The sequence below is a fragment of the Bacillota bacterium genome (genome assembly GCA_033549065.1).
GTDB lineage: Bacteria > Bacillota > Dethiobacteria > DTU022 > DTU022 > JAWSUE01.
This window is the reverse complement of sequence record JAWSUE010000007.1, coordinates 38,624-53,728: the sequence shown is the minus strand read 5'-3', so window position 1 is coordinate 53,728 and position 15,105 is coordinate 38,624. Positions and strand designations below refer to the sequence as shown.

Annotated in this window: 27 protein-coding genes; all 27 read right to left on the bottom strand. The window is 47.8% G+C overall.

The features are described 5' to 3' along the window. Positions 1–1,257, bottom strand: coding sequence for a preprotein translocase subunit SecY (gene secY / locus SCJ97_06100; GenBank protein MDW7739613.1), 1,257 nt, complete (start codon positions 1,255–1,257; stop codon positions 1–3). A 1-nt stretch (position 1,258) separates the two neighbouring features. Next, complete coding sequence (gene rplO / locus SCJ97_06095) at positions 1,259–1,699, bottom strand: 50S ribosomal protein L15 (GenBank protein ID MDW7739612.1); 441 nt, start codon at positions 1,697–1,699, stop codon at positions 1,259–1,261. A 32-nt stretch (positions 1,700–1,731) separates the two neighbouring features. After that, positions 1,732–1,917: a 50S ribosomal protein L30 gene (rpmD, locus tag SCJ97_06090; protein MDW7739611.1), complete on the bottom strand. Its 186-nt coding sequence runs from the start codon at positions 1,915–1,917 to the stop codon at positions 1,732–1,734. 15 nt (positions 1,918–1,932) lie between these two features. Then, the gene (gene rpsE / locus SCJ97_06085) at positions 1,933–2,430 is read right to left on the bottom strand and encodes a 30S ribosomal protein S5 (protein ID MDW7739610.1); all 498 of its coding nucleotides are present in this window, start codon (positions 2,428–2,430) and stop codon (positions 1,933–1,935) included. A gap of 18 nt (positions 2,431–2,448) precedes the next feature. After that, positions 2,449–2,817, bottom strand: coding sequence for a 50S ribosomal protein L18 (rplR, locus tag SCJ97_06080; GenBank protein ID MDW7739609.1), 369 nt, complete (start codon positions 2,815–2,817; stop codon positions 2,449–2,451). A 22-nt stretch (positions 2,818–2,839) separates the two neighbouring features. Then, positions 2,840–3,376, bottom strand: coding sequence for a 50S ribosomal protein L6 (rplF, locus tag SCJ97_06075; protein MDW7739608.1), 537 nt, complete (start codon positions 3,374–3,376; stop codon positions 2,840–2,842). A 20-nt stretch (positions 3,377–3,396) separates the two neighbouring features. Continuing rightward, positions 3,397–3,792: a 30S ribosomal protein S8 gene (rpsH, locus tag SCJ97_06070; protein ID MDW7739607.1), complete on the bottom strand. Its 396-nt coding sequence runs from the start codon at positions 3,790–3,792 to the stop codon at positions 3,397–3,399. 34 nt (positions 3,793–3,826) lie between these two features. Further along, positions 3,827–4,012 carry a type Z 30S ribosomal protein S14 gene (locus SCJ97_06065; GenBank protein MDW7739606.1) on the bottom strand — a complete coding sequence of 62 codons (186 nt, stop codon included), beginning with the start codon at positions 4,010–4,012 and terminating at the stop codon, positions 3,827–3,829. A gap of 38 nt (positions 4,013–4,050) precedes the next feature. Further along, positions 4,051–4,593, bottom strand: a complete 543-nt coding sequence (gene rplE, locus SCJ97_06060) for a 50S ribosomal protein L5 (GenBank protein MDW7739605.1) — start codon at positions 4,591–4,593, stop codon at positions 4,051–4,053. Between the two features lie 19 nt (positions 4,594–4,612). Next, a complete protein-coding gene (gene rplX, locus SCJ97_06055; protein MDW7739604.1) occupies positions 4,613–4,936 on the bottom strand; it encodes a 50S ribosomal protein L24 in 324 nt (107 codons plus the stop codon). 35 nt (positions 4,937–4,971) lie between these two features. Next, entirely contained in the window at positions 4,972–5,340 is a 369-nt protein-coding gene (gene rplN, locus SCJ97_06050; protein MDW7739603.1) for a 50S ribosomal protein L14, read from the bottom strand. Between the two features lie 50 nt (positions 5,341–5,390). Beyond that, positions 5,391–5,648: a 30S ribosomal protein S17 gene (gene rpsQ / locus SCJ97_06045; GenBank protein ID MDW7739602.1), complete on the bottom strand. Its 258-nt coding sequence runs from the start codon at positions 5,646–5,648 to the stop codon at positions 5,391–5,393. A 28-nt stretch (positions 5,649–5,676) separates the two neighbouring features. Continuing rightward, complete coding sequence (rpmC, locus tag SCJ97_06040; GenBank protein MDW7739601.1) at positions 5,677–5,868, bottom strand: 50S ribosomal protein L29; 192 nt, start codon at positions 5,866–5,868, stop codon at positions 5,677–5,679. After that, positions 5,865–6,293, bottom strand: coding sequence for a 50S ribosomal protein L16 (gene rplP, locus SCJ97_06035; GenBank protein ID MDW7739600.1), 429 nt, complete (start codon positions 6,291–6,293; stop codon positions 5,865–5,867). Before rplP ends, rpmC begins: the two co-directional genes overlap by 4 nt. Beyond that, the gene (gene rpsC / locus SCJ97_06030) at positions 6,280–6,960 is read right to left on the bottom strand and encodes a 30S ribosomal protein S3 (protein MDW7739599.1); all 681 of its coding nucleotides are present in this window, start codon (positions 6,958–6,960) and stop codon (positions 6,280–6,282) included. The genes rplP and rpsC overlap by 14 nt, the downstream gene beginning before the upstream one ends. Positions 6,961–6,962: 2 nt before the next feature. Next, on the bottom strand, positions 6,963–7,304 hold the full coding sequence (gene rplV, locus SCJ97_06025) for a 50S ribosomal protein L22 (protein ID MDW7739598.1): 342 nt from the start codon (positions 7,302–7,304) through the stop codon (positions 6,963–6,965). 22 nt (positions 7,305–7,326) lie between these two features. Then, on the bottom strand, positions 7,327–7,611 hold the full coding sequence (gene rpsS / locus SCJ97_06020; GenBank protein MDW7739597.1) for a 30S ribosomal protein S19: 285 nt from the start codon (positions 7,609–7,611) through the stop codon (positions 7,327–7,329). 67 nt (positions 7,612–7,678) lie between these two features. Then, on the bottom strand, positions 7,679–8,509 hold the full coding sequence (gene rplB, locus SCJ97_06015; GenBank protein ID MDW7739596.1) for a 50S ribosomal protein L2: 831 nt from the start codon (positions 8,507–8,509) through the stop codon (positions 7,679–7,681). A gap of 19 nt (positions 8,510–8,528) precedes the next feature. Further along, positions 8,529–8,822, bottom strand: a complete 294-nt coding sequence (gene rplW, locus SCJ97_06010; GenBank protein MDW7739595.1) for a 50S ribosomal protein L23 — start codon at positions 8,820–8,822, stop codon at positions 8,529–8,531. Continuing rightward, positions 8,819–9,445: a 50S ribosomal protein L4 gene (gene rplD, locus SCJ97_06005; GenBank protein ID MDW7739594.1), complete on the bottom strand. Its 627-nt coding sequence runs from the start codon at positions 9,443–9,445 to the stop codon at positions 8,819–8,821. The genes rplW and rplD overlap by 4 nt, the downstream gene beginning before the upstream one ends. Positions 9,446–9,486: 41 nt before the next feature. Further along, positions 9,487–10,113, bottom strand: coding sequence for a 50S ribosomal protein L3 (gene rplC / locus SCJ97_06000; protein ID MDW7739593.1), 627 nt, complete (start codon positions 10,111–10,113; stop codon positions 9,487–9,489). 25 nt (positions 10,114–10,138) lie between these two features. Continuing rightward, positions 10,139–10,447 (bottom strand): 30S ribosomal protein S10, encoded by a 309-nt coding sequence (gene rpsJ, locus SCJ97_05995; GenBank protein MDW7739592.1) that lies wholly within the window; start codon positions 10,445–10,447, stop codon positions 10,139–10,141. Between the two features lie 103 nt (positions 10,448–10,550). Further along, positions 10,551–11,753 (bottom strand): elongation factor Tu, encoded by a 1,203-nt coding sequence (tuf, locus tag SCJ97_05990; protein MDW7739591.1) that lies wholly within the window; start codon positions 11,751–11,753, stop codon positions 10,551–10,553. Between the two features lie 19 nt (positions 11,754–11,772). After that, a complete protein-coding gene (gene fusA, locus SCJ97_05985; GenBank protein MDW7739590.1) occupies positions 11,773–13,851 on the bottom strand; it encodes an elongation factor G in 2,079 nt (692 codons plus the stop codon). A gap of 33 nt (positions 13,852–13,884) precedes the next feature. Further along, the gene (gene rpsG, locus SCJ97_05980; protein MDW7739589.1) at positions 13,885–14,355 is read right to left on the bottom strand and encodes a 30S ribosomal protein S7; all 471 of its coding nucleotides are present in this window, start codon (positions 14,353–14,355) and stop codon (positions 13,885–13,887) included. 25 nt (positions 14,356–14,380) lie between these two features. After that, positions 14,381–14,758, bottom strand: coding sequence for a 30S ribosomal protein S12 (gene rpsL / locus SCJ97_05975; GenBank protein ID MDW7739588.1), 378 nt, complete (start codon positions 14,756–14,758; stop codon positions 14,381–14,383). 13 nt (positions 14,759–14,771) lie between these two features. After that, a complete protein-coding gene (locus tag SCJ97_05970; protein ID MDW7739587.1) occupies positions 14,772–15,020 on the bottom strand; it encodes a ribosomal L7Ae/L30e/S12e/Gadd45 family protein in 249 nt (82 codons plus the stop codon). Positions 15,021–15,105: the final 85 nt, after the last annotated feature.

The window sequence follows — 15,105 nt, the reverse complement described above, 5'->3', positions numbered from 1 at the left end:
CTATTTCATGAATCCGCGATAACTTCGCATCAACATGTGACTTTCAATCTGTTTAAAAGTCTCAAGAACCACACCAACAACAATGATCAGCCCGGTTCCTCCAAAAATAATATTCATCCCTGTTACCCGTTCCAGGATGATCGGAAATACTGCGATGAAGGCCAATGAGAATGCTCCTGCTGTTGTCAGCCTGGATGTTACCCGGGCCAGATAATCAGCCGTTGGCCGTCCCGGCCTGAGCCCGGGAATGAAGCCGCCGTACTTTTTAATATTCCCGGCGACCTGGAATGGATCAAACTGTACTGCCGTATAAAAATAGGTAAAGAGAATAATCAGGATCATATATAAAACCAGGTTCAGGTTTGTGCCCCATCCCAGACTGGCAGCAATTCTCTGCGCAATCGGATGCTGTATAAAGCTGACCAGTGTCTGCGGAAAGCTTAGAATAACCGAGGCAAAAATAACCGGAATAACCCCTGCCTGGTTAACTTTCATCGGAATATGAGTTGCCTGCCCGCCATACATGCGCCGGCCGACTACCCGTTTGCTGTACTGAACATTAATCCTCCGCTGACCCTGATCCAGACCGATAATTCCAATAATCAAGAACAGCAGCATGACAATAACCACGATAATAACCAGGAGGTTAATCTGACCAAAGCGGTATTGTTCAGCAGCCAGAGCAACACCAATCGGAAAACCGGCAACAATCCCGGCAAATATGATCAGAGATATGCCATTACCAATTCCCTTTTCGGTAATCAATTCACCCATCCACATCAGAAAAGCAGTTCCCGCAGTCAATGAGATGATAATCGTCGCATAGGAAAGTAAAGATTTATCCAGAACAGCTTCTCCGGCAATCAATGTTGATAAACCGAGCGCCTGGATTACCGCTATTACGACTGTTCCGTAACGGGTAATCTGTGAAATTTTCTTCCGCCCCTCAGGACCTTCCTGACTCCACTCTTTAAGCTTCGGAATAACAATCGTCAGCAGGTTCATGATAATGGAAGCATTAATATAAGGCATAATGCCCAGGGCAAATATGGTAAAATTGGCCAGGTTACCGCCACCGATAATATTTACAAAGCCAAAAATGGTATCCTGCTGGAAGAATTCAGCCAGCCGGGATGGATCTACCCCGGGTACGGGGATCGCTGATCCAACCCTGAAAACCACGAACATGGCCAGGGTAAAGAGGATACGTTCTCTGAGTTCTTTTATCCTCCAAGCTGTACGAACTGTTTCCAGCAATTTAAATCACCTCTGCCTTTCCGCCAGCTGCTTCAATCTTCGCCTGGGCTTGTTTGCTAAAATGATGAGCATGGATTTCAAGTTTTCGGTCCAGTTCACCGTCCCCAAGGATTTTCAAAGGATAGGTAAGGTTTTTCAGCAGACCTTTTTCCAGTAAAAGTTCCGGAGTAATAACGGTACCTTCATCAAACGCATTTAAGCTATCGATATTTACAATATTCCATTTTTTCTTAAATATATTGGTAAATCCGCGCTTTGGCAGGCGCTGGAAATAAGGCATCTGGCCGCCTTCGAATCCACGGCGGATTCCGGAACCCGAACGGGACTTCTGTCCTTTCTGTCCCCGGCCTGCAGTTTTGCCCAAACCCGAAGCTATACCTCTTCCTTTACGTTTAGCCGCTTTCCTGGCTCCCTCAGGAGGCCTTAATTCGTGTAAACGCATCGGCTACACCTCCCTCTATACCGCTTCTTAGATCATTTACTTTCTTCAACATGTACCAGGTAATCAATAGTTTTAGCCATCCCTCTGATCGCATCAGTGTCATCATGTTCGACTGTCTGGCCGATTTTTTTAAGACCGAGTGCCGCTACAGTGCGGCGATGTTTCGGTTTGCGGGCCAAAGGACTGCGGACCAGGGTAATTAATAATTTTTTTGCCATAGCTGTTTACTCTCCTTAACCGAGCAACTTCTCCACTTCAATGCCACGTAGAGAACTGACTTCTTCAGCTCTTCTCAGCGACTTCAAACCTTCAATAGTTGCATTTACAATATTTATCGCATTGGCCGAGCCGAGGGACTTTGTCAGAATATCCCTTACTCCTGCCAACTCCAAGACAGCACGAACAGGTCCGCCGGCTATAACACCGGTACCTTCTGACGCAGGCTTTAAAAGCACTTTGCCAGCACCGAATCTGCCGGTGATGGGATGGGTAATTGTCGTTCCAACCATGGGCACACGGATCAGGTTTTTCTTGGCATCTTCTATACCTTTACGGATTGCTTCCGGCACTTCGCCGGCTTTTCCCATTCCGGCTCCGACTACTCCATTTTGATCACCGACAACGACCAGGGCACTAAAGCTAAAGCGCCTTCCACCTTTAACTACCTTGGCCACACGGTTGACCTGGACTACCTTCTCTACTAATTCCTGTGATGGTTCGATCTTCGACACCCCTGTGATTCCCCCTTTCTAGAAGTTTAACCCCGCTTCGCGGGCTCCTTCTGCCAATTCTTTTACTCGTCCATGGAACAAGTAACCTCCACGGTCAAAAACAACACTTTTAATACCCTTTTCCACAGCCCTCTGAGCCACCAGAGTACCGACTTTTCGGGCTGCTTCACGGTTACCACCTTTAGACAGCTCCGAACGAAGTTGGGGATCCAGACTGGAGGCAGCAGCCAGGGTTTTTCCAGACTGATCATCAATCACCTGGGCATAAATATGGTTGATGCTGCGGAAAACATTTAACCGGGGACGTTCCGGAGTGCCGCTAACTTTCACGCGTACTCTACGATGACGCCGTTTCCGGCTGATCTGTCTTATTTTTATATTAGGCACAGTTCTTTACACCTCCAGGTGACTATTTGCCAGATTTACCAACCTTCTGGCGCACTTTTTCATTCTCATAACGAATACCCTTCCCCTTGTAAGGCTCGGGTGGGAAAGTTCCGCGTATAACTGCAGTCAGGTTCCCTACCTTCTGTTTATCTATCCCCTTAACTATAATTTTGGTTGCACTGGGGACTTCGATCTCAATATCCTTACCGGGATCGAAAACAACCGGATGTGAAAAACCAATATTGAGAACAAGTTTGTTACCCTGAAGCGCAGCTTTGTAACCCACGCCAACCAGTTCAAGCGTCCGGCTATAGCCTTCGGTAACCCCTTCAATCATATTCGCAATCAATGAACGGGTCAGGCCATGCAGCGCTCTATGCTGCGGGCTGTCGGTCGGTCTCTTAACATTGATAAATCCATTTTCCTGCTCAATAATCATATCTGCTGGCAGTTCCTGATTGAGCTGCCCTTTCGGACCTTTAACAGCAATATTCTGCCCGTCAATCTTTACCTCGACCTTGTCGGGTACAGCGACAGGCTTTCTGCCGGTTCGAGACATCGGTGAACCTCCTTGCTATGCTACCAGATATAGCATAAGACTTCTCCGCCTGTGCCGGTTTCCCGGGCCTGGCGGTCACTCATTAAGCCCTGTGAAGTTGAAATAACGGCTATTCCTAACCCTCCAAGAACTTTGGGCAGTTCGTCTTTTTTCGCATAAACCCTCAGGCCAGGCTTACTGATCCTTTTCAGACCACTGATAATCCTCTCCTGATTGGGTCCATACTTTAAGTGAACACGCAAGACACCCTGCTTGTCATCCTTAATAAATTCATAATCCTTGATAAACCCTTCCTGCTTCATTATAGCTGCAATAGAGCGTTTCACATTTGAAGCAGGGATTTCGACAGTTTTATGCCGCACATTATTTGCATTGCGTAAACGTGTCAGCATATCGGCAATCGGATCTGTCATCATTGGCAGTAATAACCTCCTCTCATTCTTTCACCATCTACCAACTGGCTTTTTTAACCCCCGGAATTTTTCCTTCGTTGGCCAGATGACGAAAGCAAAGGCGGCACAGGCCGAATTTACGTAAGTAAGCCCTCGGTCGGCCGCAGATGTGGCAACGATTATAGCTGCGGACTGCAAATTTGGGCTCTCTCTTGGCCTTGGCGATTAATGATTTCTTGGCCATCCTTTCCCTCCTCTTAACCTCTCGCTGAACTTACAGCTTTAAGCTGCTTTGAATGGCATGCCCATCAAAGTTAAAAGTTCGCGTGCTTCTTCATCAGTCTCGGCAGAAGTCACTATGGTGATATCCATACCGAGAATTTTTTCTACCTTGCTGTACTCAATTTCCGGGAAAATTAACTGTTCTTTGATACCAACGGTAAAGTTTCCCCGACCATCAAACGAGTGCGGTGAAATTCCCCTGAAATCCCTGACCCTGGGTAATGCAATGCTGAAAAACTTGTCCAGAAAGTCATACATCCGGATACCTCTCAGAGTCACCTTGCAGCCAATCTGATTTCCTTCACGCAATTTAAAGCTGGCAACAGACCGACGTGCACGGGTGATAATCGGCATCTGGCCGGTTATAATCGAGAGATCGTTTACCGCTGCATCGAGTATTTTCGGGTTATCTTTACCTTCACCCAGGCCCATATTGATTACAACTTTTTCAATTTTTGGCGCCTGCATTAAGCTTTTATAAGCGAACTGCTTGGCCAGAGCGGGCCTTACTTCTTCAAGATATTTCTGCTTCATTCTTGACATGTTAACGCATTAACCCTCCTTACTTATCCAGCGATTCGTCGCACTTCCGGCAGATTCTAACCCTTTTACCATCAGCAAGAATTTTTTTGCCAACGCGGGTCGGTTTACTGCAAGCCGGGCAGACAACCATAACTTTCGATGCCGGGAATGCCGCTTCCATCTCCCTTATTCCCCCCTGGGGAACCTTACGGGTCGGTTTAGCATGCTTCTTGATAATGTTAACCCCTTCCACCTTTACCCGGCCAAGGCGGGGAAAAGTGGCGATCACTTTCCCTTTTTTACCTTTATCTTTGCCGGAGAGGACTAATACTTTATCCCCCCGACGAACTGACATTTTTTTTATTTCCACCGGTTATTCGCCACCTCCATACTGAACATCTAAATCACTTCAGGCGCCAGGGAAACAATCTTCATAAATTCTTTATCCCTCAGCTCACGGGCAACGGGGCCGAAAATACGTGTTCCCCGTGGATTATTCTGTTCATTAATAATAACTGCTGCGTTTTCATCGAAATGGATATGGGATCCGTCTTTGCGGGTAAGCCGGCTTCTTGTCCGCACGATAACAGCCCTGACCACTTCACCTTTTTTAACCACTCCACCCGGGGTGGCTTCCTTGACCGAAGCAACAATTATATCGCCGATTCGGCCTGATTTGCGCTTCGATCCTCCCAAGACCCTGATACAGAGGATCTTTTTAGCTCCCGAGTTGTCAGCTACATTTAAGATGGTTTCGCTTTGAATCATCGTTGCCTCTCCTTTCATCCCCTTTCCGACAGGCTATTCGGAAAGAGAATCTACAGCTTCGAACGCTGAACGATTTCCACCAGGGTCCACCTTTTATCTTTACTCAAGGGCCTGGTTTCCATGATCTTGACAATGTCTCCTACTCGGGATTCGTTTGTTTCATCATGAAATTTATACTTTTTGGTTCTGCGGATGATTTTGCCGTACAAGGGATGGCGGGTTACTCTATCAACCGCAACCACCCTGGTTTTATCCATCTTGTCACTAACGACGCGACCACTGCGAACCTTACGTTTTAAATTATCCAAACCAATGGGCCTCCCTTCCTCATCAGGCTCAGCTTAGGGCCCGTTCCCTGAGCACGGTTTTAACCCGGGCAATACTGTGGCGGACCTCTTTAATACGCATTACATTTTCCAACTGACCGGTGGCTTGCTGGAAACGAAGGTTAAAAAGCTCATCTTTCAACTCTTTTACTTTCTCTTCCAGTTCCTCTTCATTAAGTTCACGGACATCTTTTATTTTCATTCAGATACACCACCCGCTTCAGTTCTTTTAATAAACTTTGTTTTAATCGGTAATTTATTAGCCGCCAGGCGCAGTGCCTCTTTGGCAATTTCTTCACTTACACCAGCCAGTTCAAACATGACCCGGCCCGGTTTCACTACAGCAACCCAGTATTCGGGCGAACCTTTACCTTTACCCATTCGGGTTTCAGCAGGTTTTTCAGTAACCGGCTTGTCAGGAAAGATGCGGATCCATACTTTTCCGCCCCTTTTGATAAACCTGGTCATGGCAATACGTGCTGCTTCAATTTGTTGACTTGTAATCCAGGAAGGCTCAAGAGCCTGCATTCCGAATTCACCAAACTGTACTACCGTGCCGCCTTTAGCCCGGCCTTTCATCCGGCCGCGATGCTGACGGCGAAATTTAACCCGCTTAGGCATTAACATCTGCGTCTACCTCCTCTGCAGGCTTCCCTACGCTTGGCTTTGAGGGTAGGATCTCACCTTTGTAAATCCACACTTTTACCCCAATCCGTCCATAAGTTGTCCGGGCTTCGGTAAATCCGTAGTCGATATCTGCACGCAGTGTCTGGAGCGGTACCGTTCCTTCATGATAACTCTCATTACGAGCCATCTCAGAACCACCCAATCTGCCACTGCAGGCGATTTTTACTCCTTTGGCTCCGTTTCGCATAGCCCGGAATACAGCTTGCTTCATAGCTCTTCTGAATGCGATGCGCCTTTCAAGCTGCTGAGCAACGCTTTCAGCCACCAGGAACGCATCCAATTCCGGTTTCTTAATTTCAATAATATTTAAGTGCACTTTTTTATCTGTCATCGCTTCCAACTGTTTGCGCAGATCTTCTACTCCCACGCCACCACGGCCAATTACCATTCCTGGTTTGGCAGTATGGATGTTAATCCTAAGGTTGTTGGCTGCCCTTTCGATCTCTATCCGGGACAACGATGAACCTGCAAGGGTTTTCTGGATATAATTACGGATCTTCAGATCTTCATGAAGTAAATCTTTATAGTTTTTTCCGGCAAACCAGCGAGCATCCCAATCGCGAATGATACCGATCCGGAAACCGATGGGGCTTACTTTTTGTCCCACAACTAGACCCCCTTTCTCTCTTTGACTACAACCGTAATATGGCTGGTCCGTTTTAATATCAGGAAACGTCTTCCCCTGGCTCGTGGTTGAACACGTTTCAGGGTTGGCCCTTCATCAACATAGGCCTGATCGATATAGAGCGTTCCCCGTTTCATTTCCAAATTATTCTCGGCATTAGCTGCCGCAGAATTAACCACCTTGGTCACCACCGAAGCGGCACGCCTCGGGGTATAGCGCAGTATACTCAAGGCTTCATCGATATCTTTATTGCGAATGAGGTCAACAACAGCCCTCGCCTTACGCGGCGCCAGGCGCACGTAACGGGCCTGTGCTTTTGCTTCCATAAGTCTTTCTGCCTCCTCTGCTCTACTTCAAAGTCGTAGAGCGTTCGGTATGGTGCCCGTGCCCCCGGAAGGTTCGGGTTGGGGCGAATTCGCCCAGTTTGTGTCCAACCATATCTTCACTTATATAGACTGGAACATGACGTCGACCGTCGTGAACAGCTATTGTATGACCAACCATGTCAGGAAAGATGGTTGAACGGCGGGACCAGGTTTTTATAACCTTTTTCTCTCCCTTATCGTTCATCTGTTCAATCTTTTTCATCAAGCTGGCCTCGACATAGGGACCTTTTTTCAGTGAACGCGACAATTATACAACCTCCCTTTCAGTCGAAAAGAAACCGGTTTTACTTAAGAGCCCCGGATACTCTTTCCGGCTACTTCTTACGGCGACGGACAATAAGTTTATCCGAATCCTTATTCTTCTTACGTGTTTTATATCCAAGTGTCGGTTTACCCCAGGGGGTTACCGGCCGCTTGAGTCCAATCGGTGCCTTTCCTTCTCCACCACCATGAGGGTGGTCACAGGGGTTCATAACCGAACCGCGGACTGTCGGGCGCTTGCCCATCCAGCGGCTGCGGCCTGCTTTACCGATCGTCAGGTTCTCATGCTCAATATTGCCAATCTGGCCGATAGTTGCCCTGCAATCAAGGCGAACCAGGCGTACTTCTCCGGAAGGCAGGCGGATATGCCCCATATCGCCTTCCTTTGCTGCCAGCTGAGCAGCAGTACCTGCAGAGCGGGCCAGTTGACCGCCATAACCCTGTTTCAACTCAATATTGTGGACATAAGTACCGACCGGTATAGAGCGAAGCGGCATGGCATTTCCGGGCCTTACTTCTACTTTATTGCCGGACATTACTGTTTGGCCATCTCTTAATCCAAGCGGAGCAAGTATATATCGCTTTTCACCATCGGCATAATGCAGCAGGGCAATATTGGCCGAACGGTTCGGATCATACTCGATACCGGCTACTTTTGCCGGAATATCATCTTTATTCCGCTTGAAATCAATAATCCGGTAGCTGCGCTTATGGCCGCCGCCTTGATGCCGGACAGTAATCCTTCCATAGGAGTTACGACCGGCTTTTTTACTCAGCGGGGCCAGAAGTGATTTTTCCGGCTCCTGCTTGGTAATCTCTTCAAATGTTGAAACGGTGGCAAACCGCCGCCCCGGCGAAGTGGGTTTAAAACGTTTAACAGCCATTTAGTATTCCCTCCTTCTACTAGCGGCTTTCAAACAGCTCAATCGGTTTGCTGCCTTCGGCCAGAGTGATTACTGCTTTTTTCCAACTGGGCTGCTTACCTGCAGGGTAACGACCCAGACGTTTCATCTTGCCCTTAAAATTAGCAGTATTCACTGCCTGTACCTTGACATCAAATATCTCTTCAAGAGCACGTTTGATCTCAATTTTGTTCGCTTTGCCCGAAACGACAAAGGTATACTTGTTTTCTTCCATCAGGTCGGAAGATTTTTCACTAACCAGAGGACGGATTATAATATCTCTTACATCTTTCATCCGCCAAACACCTCCTCAACCTGCTGCAGCGCTTCCTTGCTCATAACCAGGTAATTATAAGTAAGCAGATCAAGCACGTTCAGTTGACGGGCTAAAATTGTCTTGACCTTGGGCAGGTTGCGGGCTGACTTTATAATATTTACATCAGGATTGACATTTACAATCAGGGCTCCACCGCATACCTTCAGGTGCTCAAGCAAGGAAACCATTTTCTTGGTTTGCGGAGTGTCGATGGCAAAATTATCTACAACAAGAAGCTTGCCTTCGGCCAGCTTTTCGCTGAGAGCTGATTTCAATGCAGCCTGACGCATTTTTTTCGGCACCTTTGTACTAAAATCGCGCGGCTGAGGACCAAATGTCACGCCTCCGCCTGCCCATAACGGTGAGCGGGTACTCCCATGACGGGCCCGACCCGTCCCTTTTTGCGGCCACGGTTTGCTTCCGCCGCCCCTTACTTCACTGCGATCTTTGCTCGAAGCGGTACCAAGCCTGCGCCTTGCCGCCTGCGAAACAGCCGTTTGATGAATCGCTCCCATTTTGAGAGGGACCTCAAAAATGCTTGCCTGAAGTTCTATTTCATCGACCTGCTCGCCATCTTTATTGTAAAGTGATATTTTAGGCATGCTCAGGGCATCTCCTTTCTCTGCGCTATCCATTTACTTAACTAGCTTTTTACTGATTCTTTAACTTCTACCAGGCCGCCTTTGGGGCCGGGCACAGAACCTTTAACCAGCAGAATGTTTTTTTCTGCATCAGCTTCAACAACGAACAGACGTTGGACTGTTCTCCGCCATCCGCCCATCCTACCTGGAAGCAAACGTCCTTTAAAAACCCTTGCCGGAGCAACAGCTCCCAGCGATCCAGGCCCACGGTGGTAATGCGATCCGTGTGTTTTAGGCCCTCTGCTGAAGCCAAGCTTTTTAATTGATCCTGCAAAACCCTTTCCCCTGGCGATTGCGCTGACATCAACATAGTCTCCTGCCGAGAAAGAATCTGCTTTAATTTCCTGTCCCGGGGTATACCCGGACGAATCATCGACCCTGAATTCGCGTAAATAGCGCAACGGCTTGACCTTTGCCTGCTGAAAGTGCCCTTTCAGCGGGCGGTTAACCCTCTGCTCTTTTTTATTCGTAAACCCAAGCTGGATGCTGTTATAACCATCTTTGTCCATGTTCTTAACCTGAACCACATGGCAAGGACCTGCTTCCAGAACGGTTACCGGAACAACGCGACCGTTTTCATCATATACCTGGGTCATCCCGACTTTACGTGCTAAAATTGCTTTTGTCATAATCAATACACCTCCCGCCTATCAGCTAGAGCTTAATCTCAATGTCAACACCGGCAGGCAAATCAAGCCGCATTAAAGCGTCAATTGTCTTTGGTGTTGGTTCAAGTATGTCAATCAGGCGCTTATGTGTGCGCATTTCGAATTGCTCCCGGGAGTCTTTGTATTTATGCGGCGCCCGAATGACCGTGTAAAGGCTTCTCTCTGTCGGTAAAGGTACCGGTCCGGATACATCAGCTCCGGTACGGCGCGCCGTTTCAACTATCTTACCGGCAGACTGATCAAGCAATTGGTGATCAAAAGCTCTTAATCTGATCCTGATTTTTTGGTTAGCCATGGACGAATCCTCCTTATCGCCTGATTAAATCAGAGCTGCTCTGTAAAAATTCCCCGGTTAACCCGGCAACCTTTTACTTCATCGCTTTTTAACATCTTTTATATTAGGCAGTGATACCGGTAACCACGCCGGCGCCGACGGTGCGGCCGCCTTCACGGATAGCAAAGCGGACACCTTCTTCTATAGCGATCGGGGTGATCAGTTCTATATCCATATTCACATTGTCACCGGGCATAACCATTTCCATCCCTTCGGGGAGGGTAATCGTTCCGGTAACGTCGGTGGTCCTGAAGTAGAACTGCGGACGGTAACCCTGGAAAAACGGGGTGTGACGACCGCCTTCTTCTTTCTTCAATACATATACTTCCGCTTTAAACTTCGTGTGCGGGTTGATTGTGCCCGGCTTGGCCAATACCTGGCCCCTTTGAACCGATTCACGGTCTATCCCGCGCAGAAGCACTCCAATGTTGTCGCCCGCTTCGGCATAGTCCATCAGCTTGCGGAACATCTCTACTCCGGTGGCTACAGTCTTGCGGGAACGCTCGTTAAATCCTACTATCTCTACTTCGTCGCCGACTTTAATCTGTCCGCGCTCAACACGGCCGGTAACCACTGTGCCACGACCGGTAATCGAAAATACGTCTTCGATCGGCATCGAAAAAGGCTTGTCCTTCTCTCGCTCAGGCATCGGTATGTAGGTGTCCAGTGCGTCAATCAGTTCCCAGATCGGCTTGCAGCATTCACATTCGCGTCCGCCACAGCCGCATTCACCGGCTTTGAGGGCTGAACCCACGATCACCGGAGTGTCGTCTCCGGGAAATTCATACTCACTTAGCAAATCTCTTACTTCCATCTCCACTAATTCTAATAGCTCAGGATCGTCTACCATGTCTGCTTTGTTCATAAATACTACAATATAGGGCACGCCTACCTGGCGGGACAGTAAAATGTGTTCCCGGGTCTGCGGCATCGGCCCGTCTGCTGCCGATACTACCAGTATCGCTCCGTCCATCTGCGCCGCTCCGGTAATCATGTTCTTCACATAGTCCGCGTGTCCGGGACAGTCCACGTGCGCATAGTGGCGATTCTCACTCTCATACTCCACGTGCGCTGTCGCTATGGTAATCCCTCTTTCTTTCTCTTCCGGAGCCTTGTCAATCTCGTCAAATGACGTCTTCTGCGCAAATCCGGCACTCGATAAACAGTAGGTCATCGCCGCCGTCAAAGTCGTCTTGCCGTGGTCCACGTGACCAATCGTCCCTACGTTAACATGCGGTTTCGTCCGCTCAAACTTCTTCTTTGCCAACTAAATGCACCTCCAACTATTAATAAGCAACACTCTGAGTAATAATTTTTTGAGCTATGCTCTGCGGTACTTCTTCGTACCGGTAAAACTCCATATTATATACCCCACGACCCTGGGTATGTGATCGTAACTCGGTGGCATAACCGAAAATTTCTGATAAGGGAACCACTCCCCGAACTACCTGCTGACCGCTCTTAAGTTCCGTTCCTAAAATCCTGCCGCGCCTTCCTGTAAAGTCACCGATAATGTCTCCCAAATATTCTTCAGGCGCTGAAACTTCTACTTTCATAACCGGTTCCAACAGTACAGGTGTTGCCTTTGCCAGCGCTTTTTTAAGAGCTTTTGAGCCAGCTATACGGAATGCAAGTTCTGAAGAATCAACTTCATGGTAAGAACCGTCATAGAGCACGACCTTGATGTCAACAACCGGGTAACCGGCCAGCACTCCGTTCAAAGCAGCTTCTTTCAGACCGTCCTCAACAGATCCGATGAATTCTTTCGGTATGGCTCCACCGACAATTTTGTTCTCAAAAACAAATCCGCCGCCTGGTTCAAGGGGTGAAACCTCGATGAGAACATGTCCATACTGACCACGACCTCCGGATTGACGTACAAACTTACCTTCTGCTTTTGTCTCGCCCTGAATAGTTTCTTTATAGGCAACCTGAGGTTTACCAACATTTGCCTGAACCTTGAATTCCCTTAACAGGCGGTCAACAATAATTTCCAGGTGAAGTTCACCCATACCGGAGATAATCGTCTGACCTGTTTCTTTGTCCGAATGGATCTGGAATGTAGGATCTTCTTCGGCCAGATGCTGCATTGATACGGTCATCTTATCCTGGTCCGCTTTGGTTTTCGGTTCAATGGCCACCGAAATAACCGGTTCCGGAAATTGAATATTTTCCAGAATGATCTGCTTATCCAGGGCACAAAGCGTGTCACCGGTGCTGATCTCCTTCGGACCAATAATAGCCACAATATCTCCAGTCTTGATGCTATTAATCTCTTCCCGGAAATTAGCATGCATCCGGATTAACCTTCCAATTCGCTGGCGTTTCTGACGGGTAGCATTATAGACGACCGAACCCTTATCAAGTTTACCCGAATAAACCCGGGCAAAAGCAAGCTTTCCAACAAAAGGATCGACCATTATTTTAAATACCAGCGCCGCAAAGGGAGCATCATTAGAAGGAAGGCGAAAATCTTCCGCGCCGCTTACCGGATTAAAGCCTTTAACTGCACCGACATCAACCGGTGAAGGCAGGTAATTGATCACGGCATCTAAAAGCAGCTGCACTCCTTTGTTTCGGTATGAAGAACCACAGAGAACAGGGACTAACCCGTGATGAATGGTCGCCTTGCGCAGGGCACGGTAACATTCGGCAGGGGTGATCTCTTCTCCGCTGAAATATTTTTCCATCAATTCATCATCATAATCGGCAACGGTTTCCAGGATCTTCTCCCGGTAATCAGCAACTTTTTCCTTCATTCCATCCGGAATGTCCGATTCGGTGCTTCTCGTTCCGAGATCATCTTCATAAATAATGGCACGCATGGTTATCAGGTCAACTACCCCTGAAAAATTGCCTTCTTCCTCTATTGGTAACTGAATTGGAAGGGCATGTGCATGAAGCCGTTCCTGCAGCTGACGCAAAACATTATAGAAATCTGCACCTACTGCATCCATCTTGTTGATATATGCCAGACGGGGAACATGGTAACGATCGGCCTGGCGCCAAACTGTTTCCGACTGCGGCTCAACGCCACCTTTGGCACAGAAGATAGCCACCACTCCATCAAGAACCCGCATCGATCTTTCAACTTCGACTGTAAAGTCCACGTGCCCGGGCGTGTCGATAATGTTAATTAAGTGATCGCGCCAACGGCAGGATGTAGCTGCAGAGGTAATTGTAATACCACGTTCCTGTTCCTGGGCCATCCAGTCCATGGTAGCGGTTCCTTCGTGAACTTCTCCAAGCTTATGAAGACGACCAGTATAGAATAATATTCTTTCGGTCGTTGTTGTTTTACCCGCATCGATGTGGGCAGCAATACCGATATTCCTGATCTCGCTTAATTGTGCTTCCTTGCTCATGTCATCCCTCCTCTCCTAAATAACGGGATGCAACTACCAGCGGTAATGGGCAAAAGCCTTATTTGCTTCAGCCATTTTATGTGTATCTTCTTTTTTCTTAATAGAGTTACCAGCTCCGTTGGCTGCATCCATAAATTCTCCGGCCAGACGCTGGGCCATAGTTTTTTCTCCGCGAGCCCGAGCATAACTGATTAACCAGCGGATAGCAAGGATATTTTTCCGGTTAGTACTAACTTCAATAGGTACCTGGTAGGTAGCACCACCAACCCTGCGGGGTTTTACTTCCAATACCGGAGATACATTGCGAATGGCTGTTTCAAATACTTCATTCGGTTCCTTGCCGGTTTTATCCTTAATTATGTTAAAAGCATCGTATATAATTTCCTGGGCAGATCCTCTTTGTCCGTCAAACATCAATTTATTGATAAACCTTGTTACCAGTTTGCTGTTATAGACCGGATCCGGTAAAATATCCCGCTTTGGTACTGAGCCTTTTCGTGGCATTTTAGATCACCATCTCCTTACAAAATTACTGCGTTTTCGGCCTTTTAGTGCCGTACTTCGAACGCCCCTGAGCCCTGTTTTCCACACCGGCTGCATCGAGAGCGCCTCTTACCAAGTGATAACGTACACCCGGTAAGTCCTTAACACGGCCTCCCCTGACCAAAACAACTGAGTGTTCCTGCAGGTTATGCCCAATACCGGGAATATAAGCTGTAACTTCGATTCCATTTGTCAGGCGGACTCTGGCAATTTTACGTAAGGCCGAGTTCGGCTTTTTCGGGGTTGTTGTTGAAACGCGGGTGCAGACACCCCTTTTCTGCGGAGAACTATCCAATGCCGGAGCAGAAGATTTCTTGGTCATCTGCTTGCGACCCTTACGAACTAATTGATTAATTGTCGGCATCAGTCCACCTCCTTTAACATTCTGTGATTGCAGCTGCTGCTGCCTTAACTTTTATGCCGCAGAGTTTGCCCAATTCAAGCATTGTGTTAATATACTGCGGCTCTAATTTCTTCTCTTTACAGAGATCAATAACAGGCTGGATTACTTTATCCTCGGCATCTCTGGCTAGAAAAACGTGGCTTACTTCGTCTTTTTCCAGGGCTTTAATCGTCTGCTTGGTGCCAACGACTTTATGCCGGGCGTTGACTAATAATTCTTCCAACAGCAAGTAACACCTACCTCATTGCCAAAACCTTCAAAATGAGAAGCTTTTTTGGCGCACTTTAAGATTTTAACACCGTATTCAA

Coding starts and splice junctions, on each gene's coding strand:
- rplB (MDW7739596.1), bottom strand. CDS start 8,509: ATGGCTGTTAAACGTTTTAAACCCACTTCGCCGGGGCGGCGGTTTGCC.
- rpsL (MDW7739588.1), bottom strand. CDS start 14,758: ATGCCGACAATTAATCAATTAGTTCGTAAGGGTCGCAAGCAGATGACC.
- rplF (MDW7739608.1), bottom strand. CDS start 3,376: ATGTCTCGAACCGGCAGAAAGCCTGTCGCTGTACCCGACAAGGTCGAG.
- rplV (MDW7739598.1), bottom strand. CDS start 7,304: ATGGAAGCAAAAGCACAGGCCCGTTACGTGCGCCTGGCGCCGCGTAAG.
- rplE (MDW7739605.1), bottom strand. CDS start 4,593: ATGTCAAGAATGAAGCAGAAATATCTTGAAGAAGTAAGGCCCGCTCTG.
- rplP (MDW7739600.1), bottom strand. CDS start 6,293: ATGTTAATGCCTAAGCGGGTTAAATTTCGCCGTCAGCATCGCGGCCGG.
- rplN (MDW7739603.1), bottom strand. CDS start 5,340: ATGATTCAAAGCGAAACCATCTTAAATGTAGCTGACAACTCGGGAGCT.
- rplC (MDW7739593.1), bottom strand. CDS start 10,113: ATGACAAAAGCAATTTTAGCACGTAAAGTCGGGATGACCCAGGTATAT.
- rplW (MDW7739595.1), bottom strand. CDS start 8,822: ATGAAAGATGTAAGAGATATTATAATCCGTCCTCTGGTTAGTGAAAAA.
- rpsG (MDW7739589.1), bottom strand. CDS start 14,355: ATGCCACGAAAAGGCTCAGTACCAAAGCGGGATATTTTACCGGATCCG.
- rpsH (MDW7739607.1), bottom strand. CDS start 3,792: ATGATGACAGATCCGATTGCCGATATGCTGACACGTTTACGCAATGCA.
- rplD (MDW7739594.1), bottom strand. CDS start 9,445: ATGCCTAAAATATCACTTTACAATAAAGATGGCGAGCAGGTCGATGAA.
- rpmD (MDW7739611.1), bottom strand. CDS start 1,917: ATGGCAAAAAAATTATTAATTACCCTGGTCCGCAGTCCTTTGGCCCGC.
- SCJ97_06065 (MDW7739606.1), bottom strand. CDS start 4,012: ATGGCCAAGAAATCATTAATCGCCAAGGCCAAGAGAGAGCCCAAATTT.
- rpsJ (MDW7739592.1), bottom strand. CDS start 10,447: ATGGCTAACCAAAAAATCAGGATCAGATTAAGAGCTTTTGATCACCAA.
- rpmC (MDW7739601.1), bottom strand. CDS start 5,868: ATGAAAATAAAAGATGTCCGTGAACTTAATGAAGAGGAACTGGAAGAG.
- rplO (MDW7739612.1), bottom strand. CDS start 1,699: ATGCGTTTACACGAATTAAGGCCTCCTGAGGGAGCCAGGAAAGCGGCT.
- fusA (MDW7739590.1), bottom strand. CDS start 13,851: ATGAGCAAGGAAGCACAATTAAGCGAGATCAGGAATATCGGTATTGCT.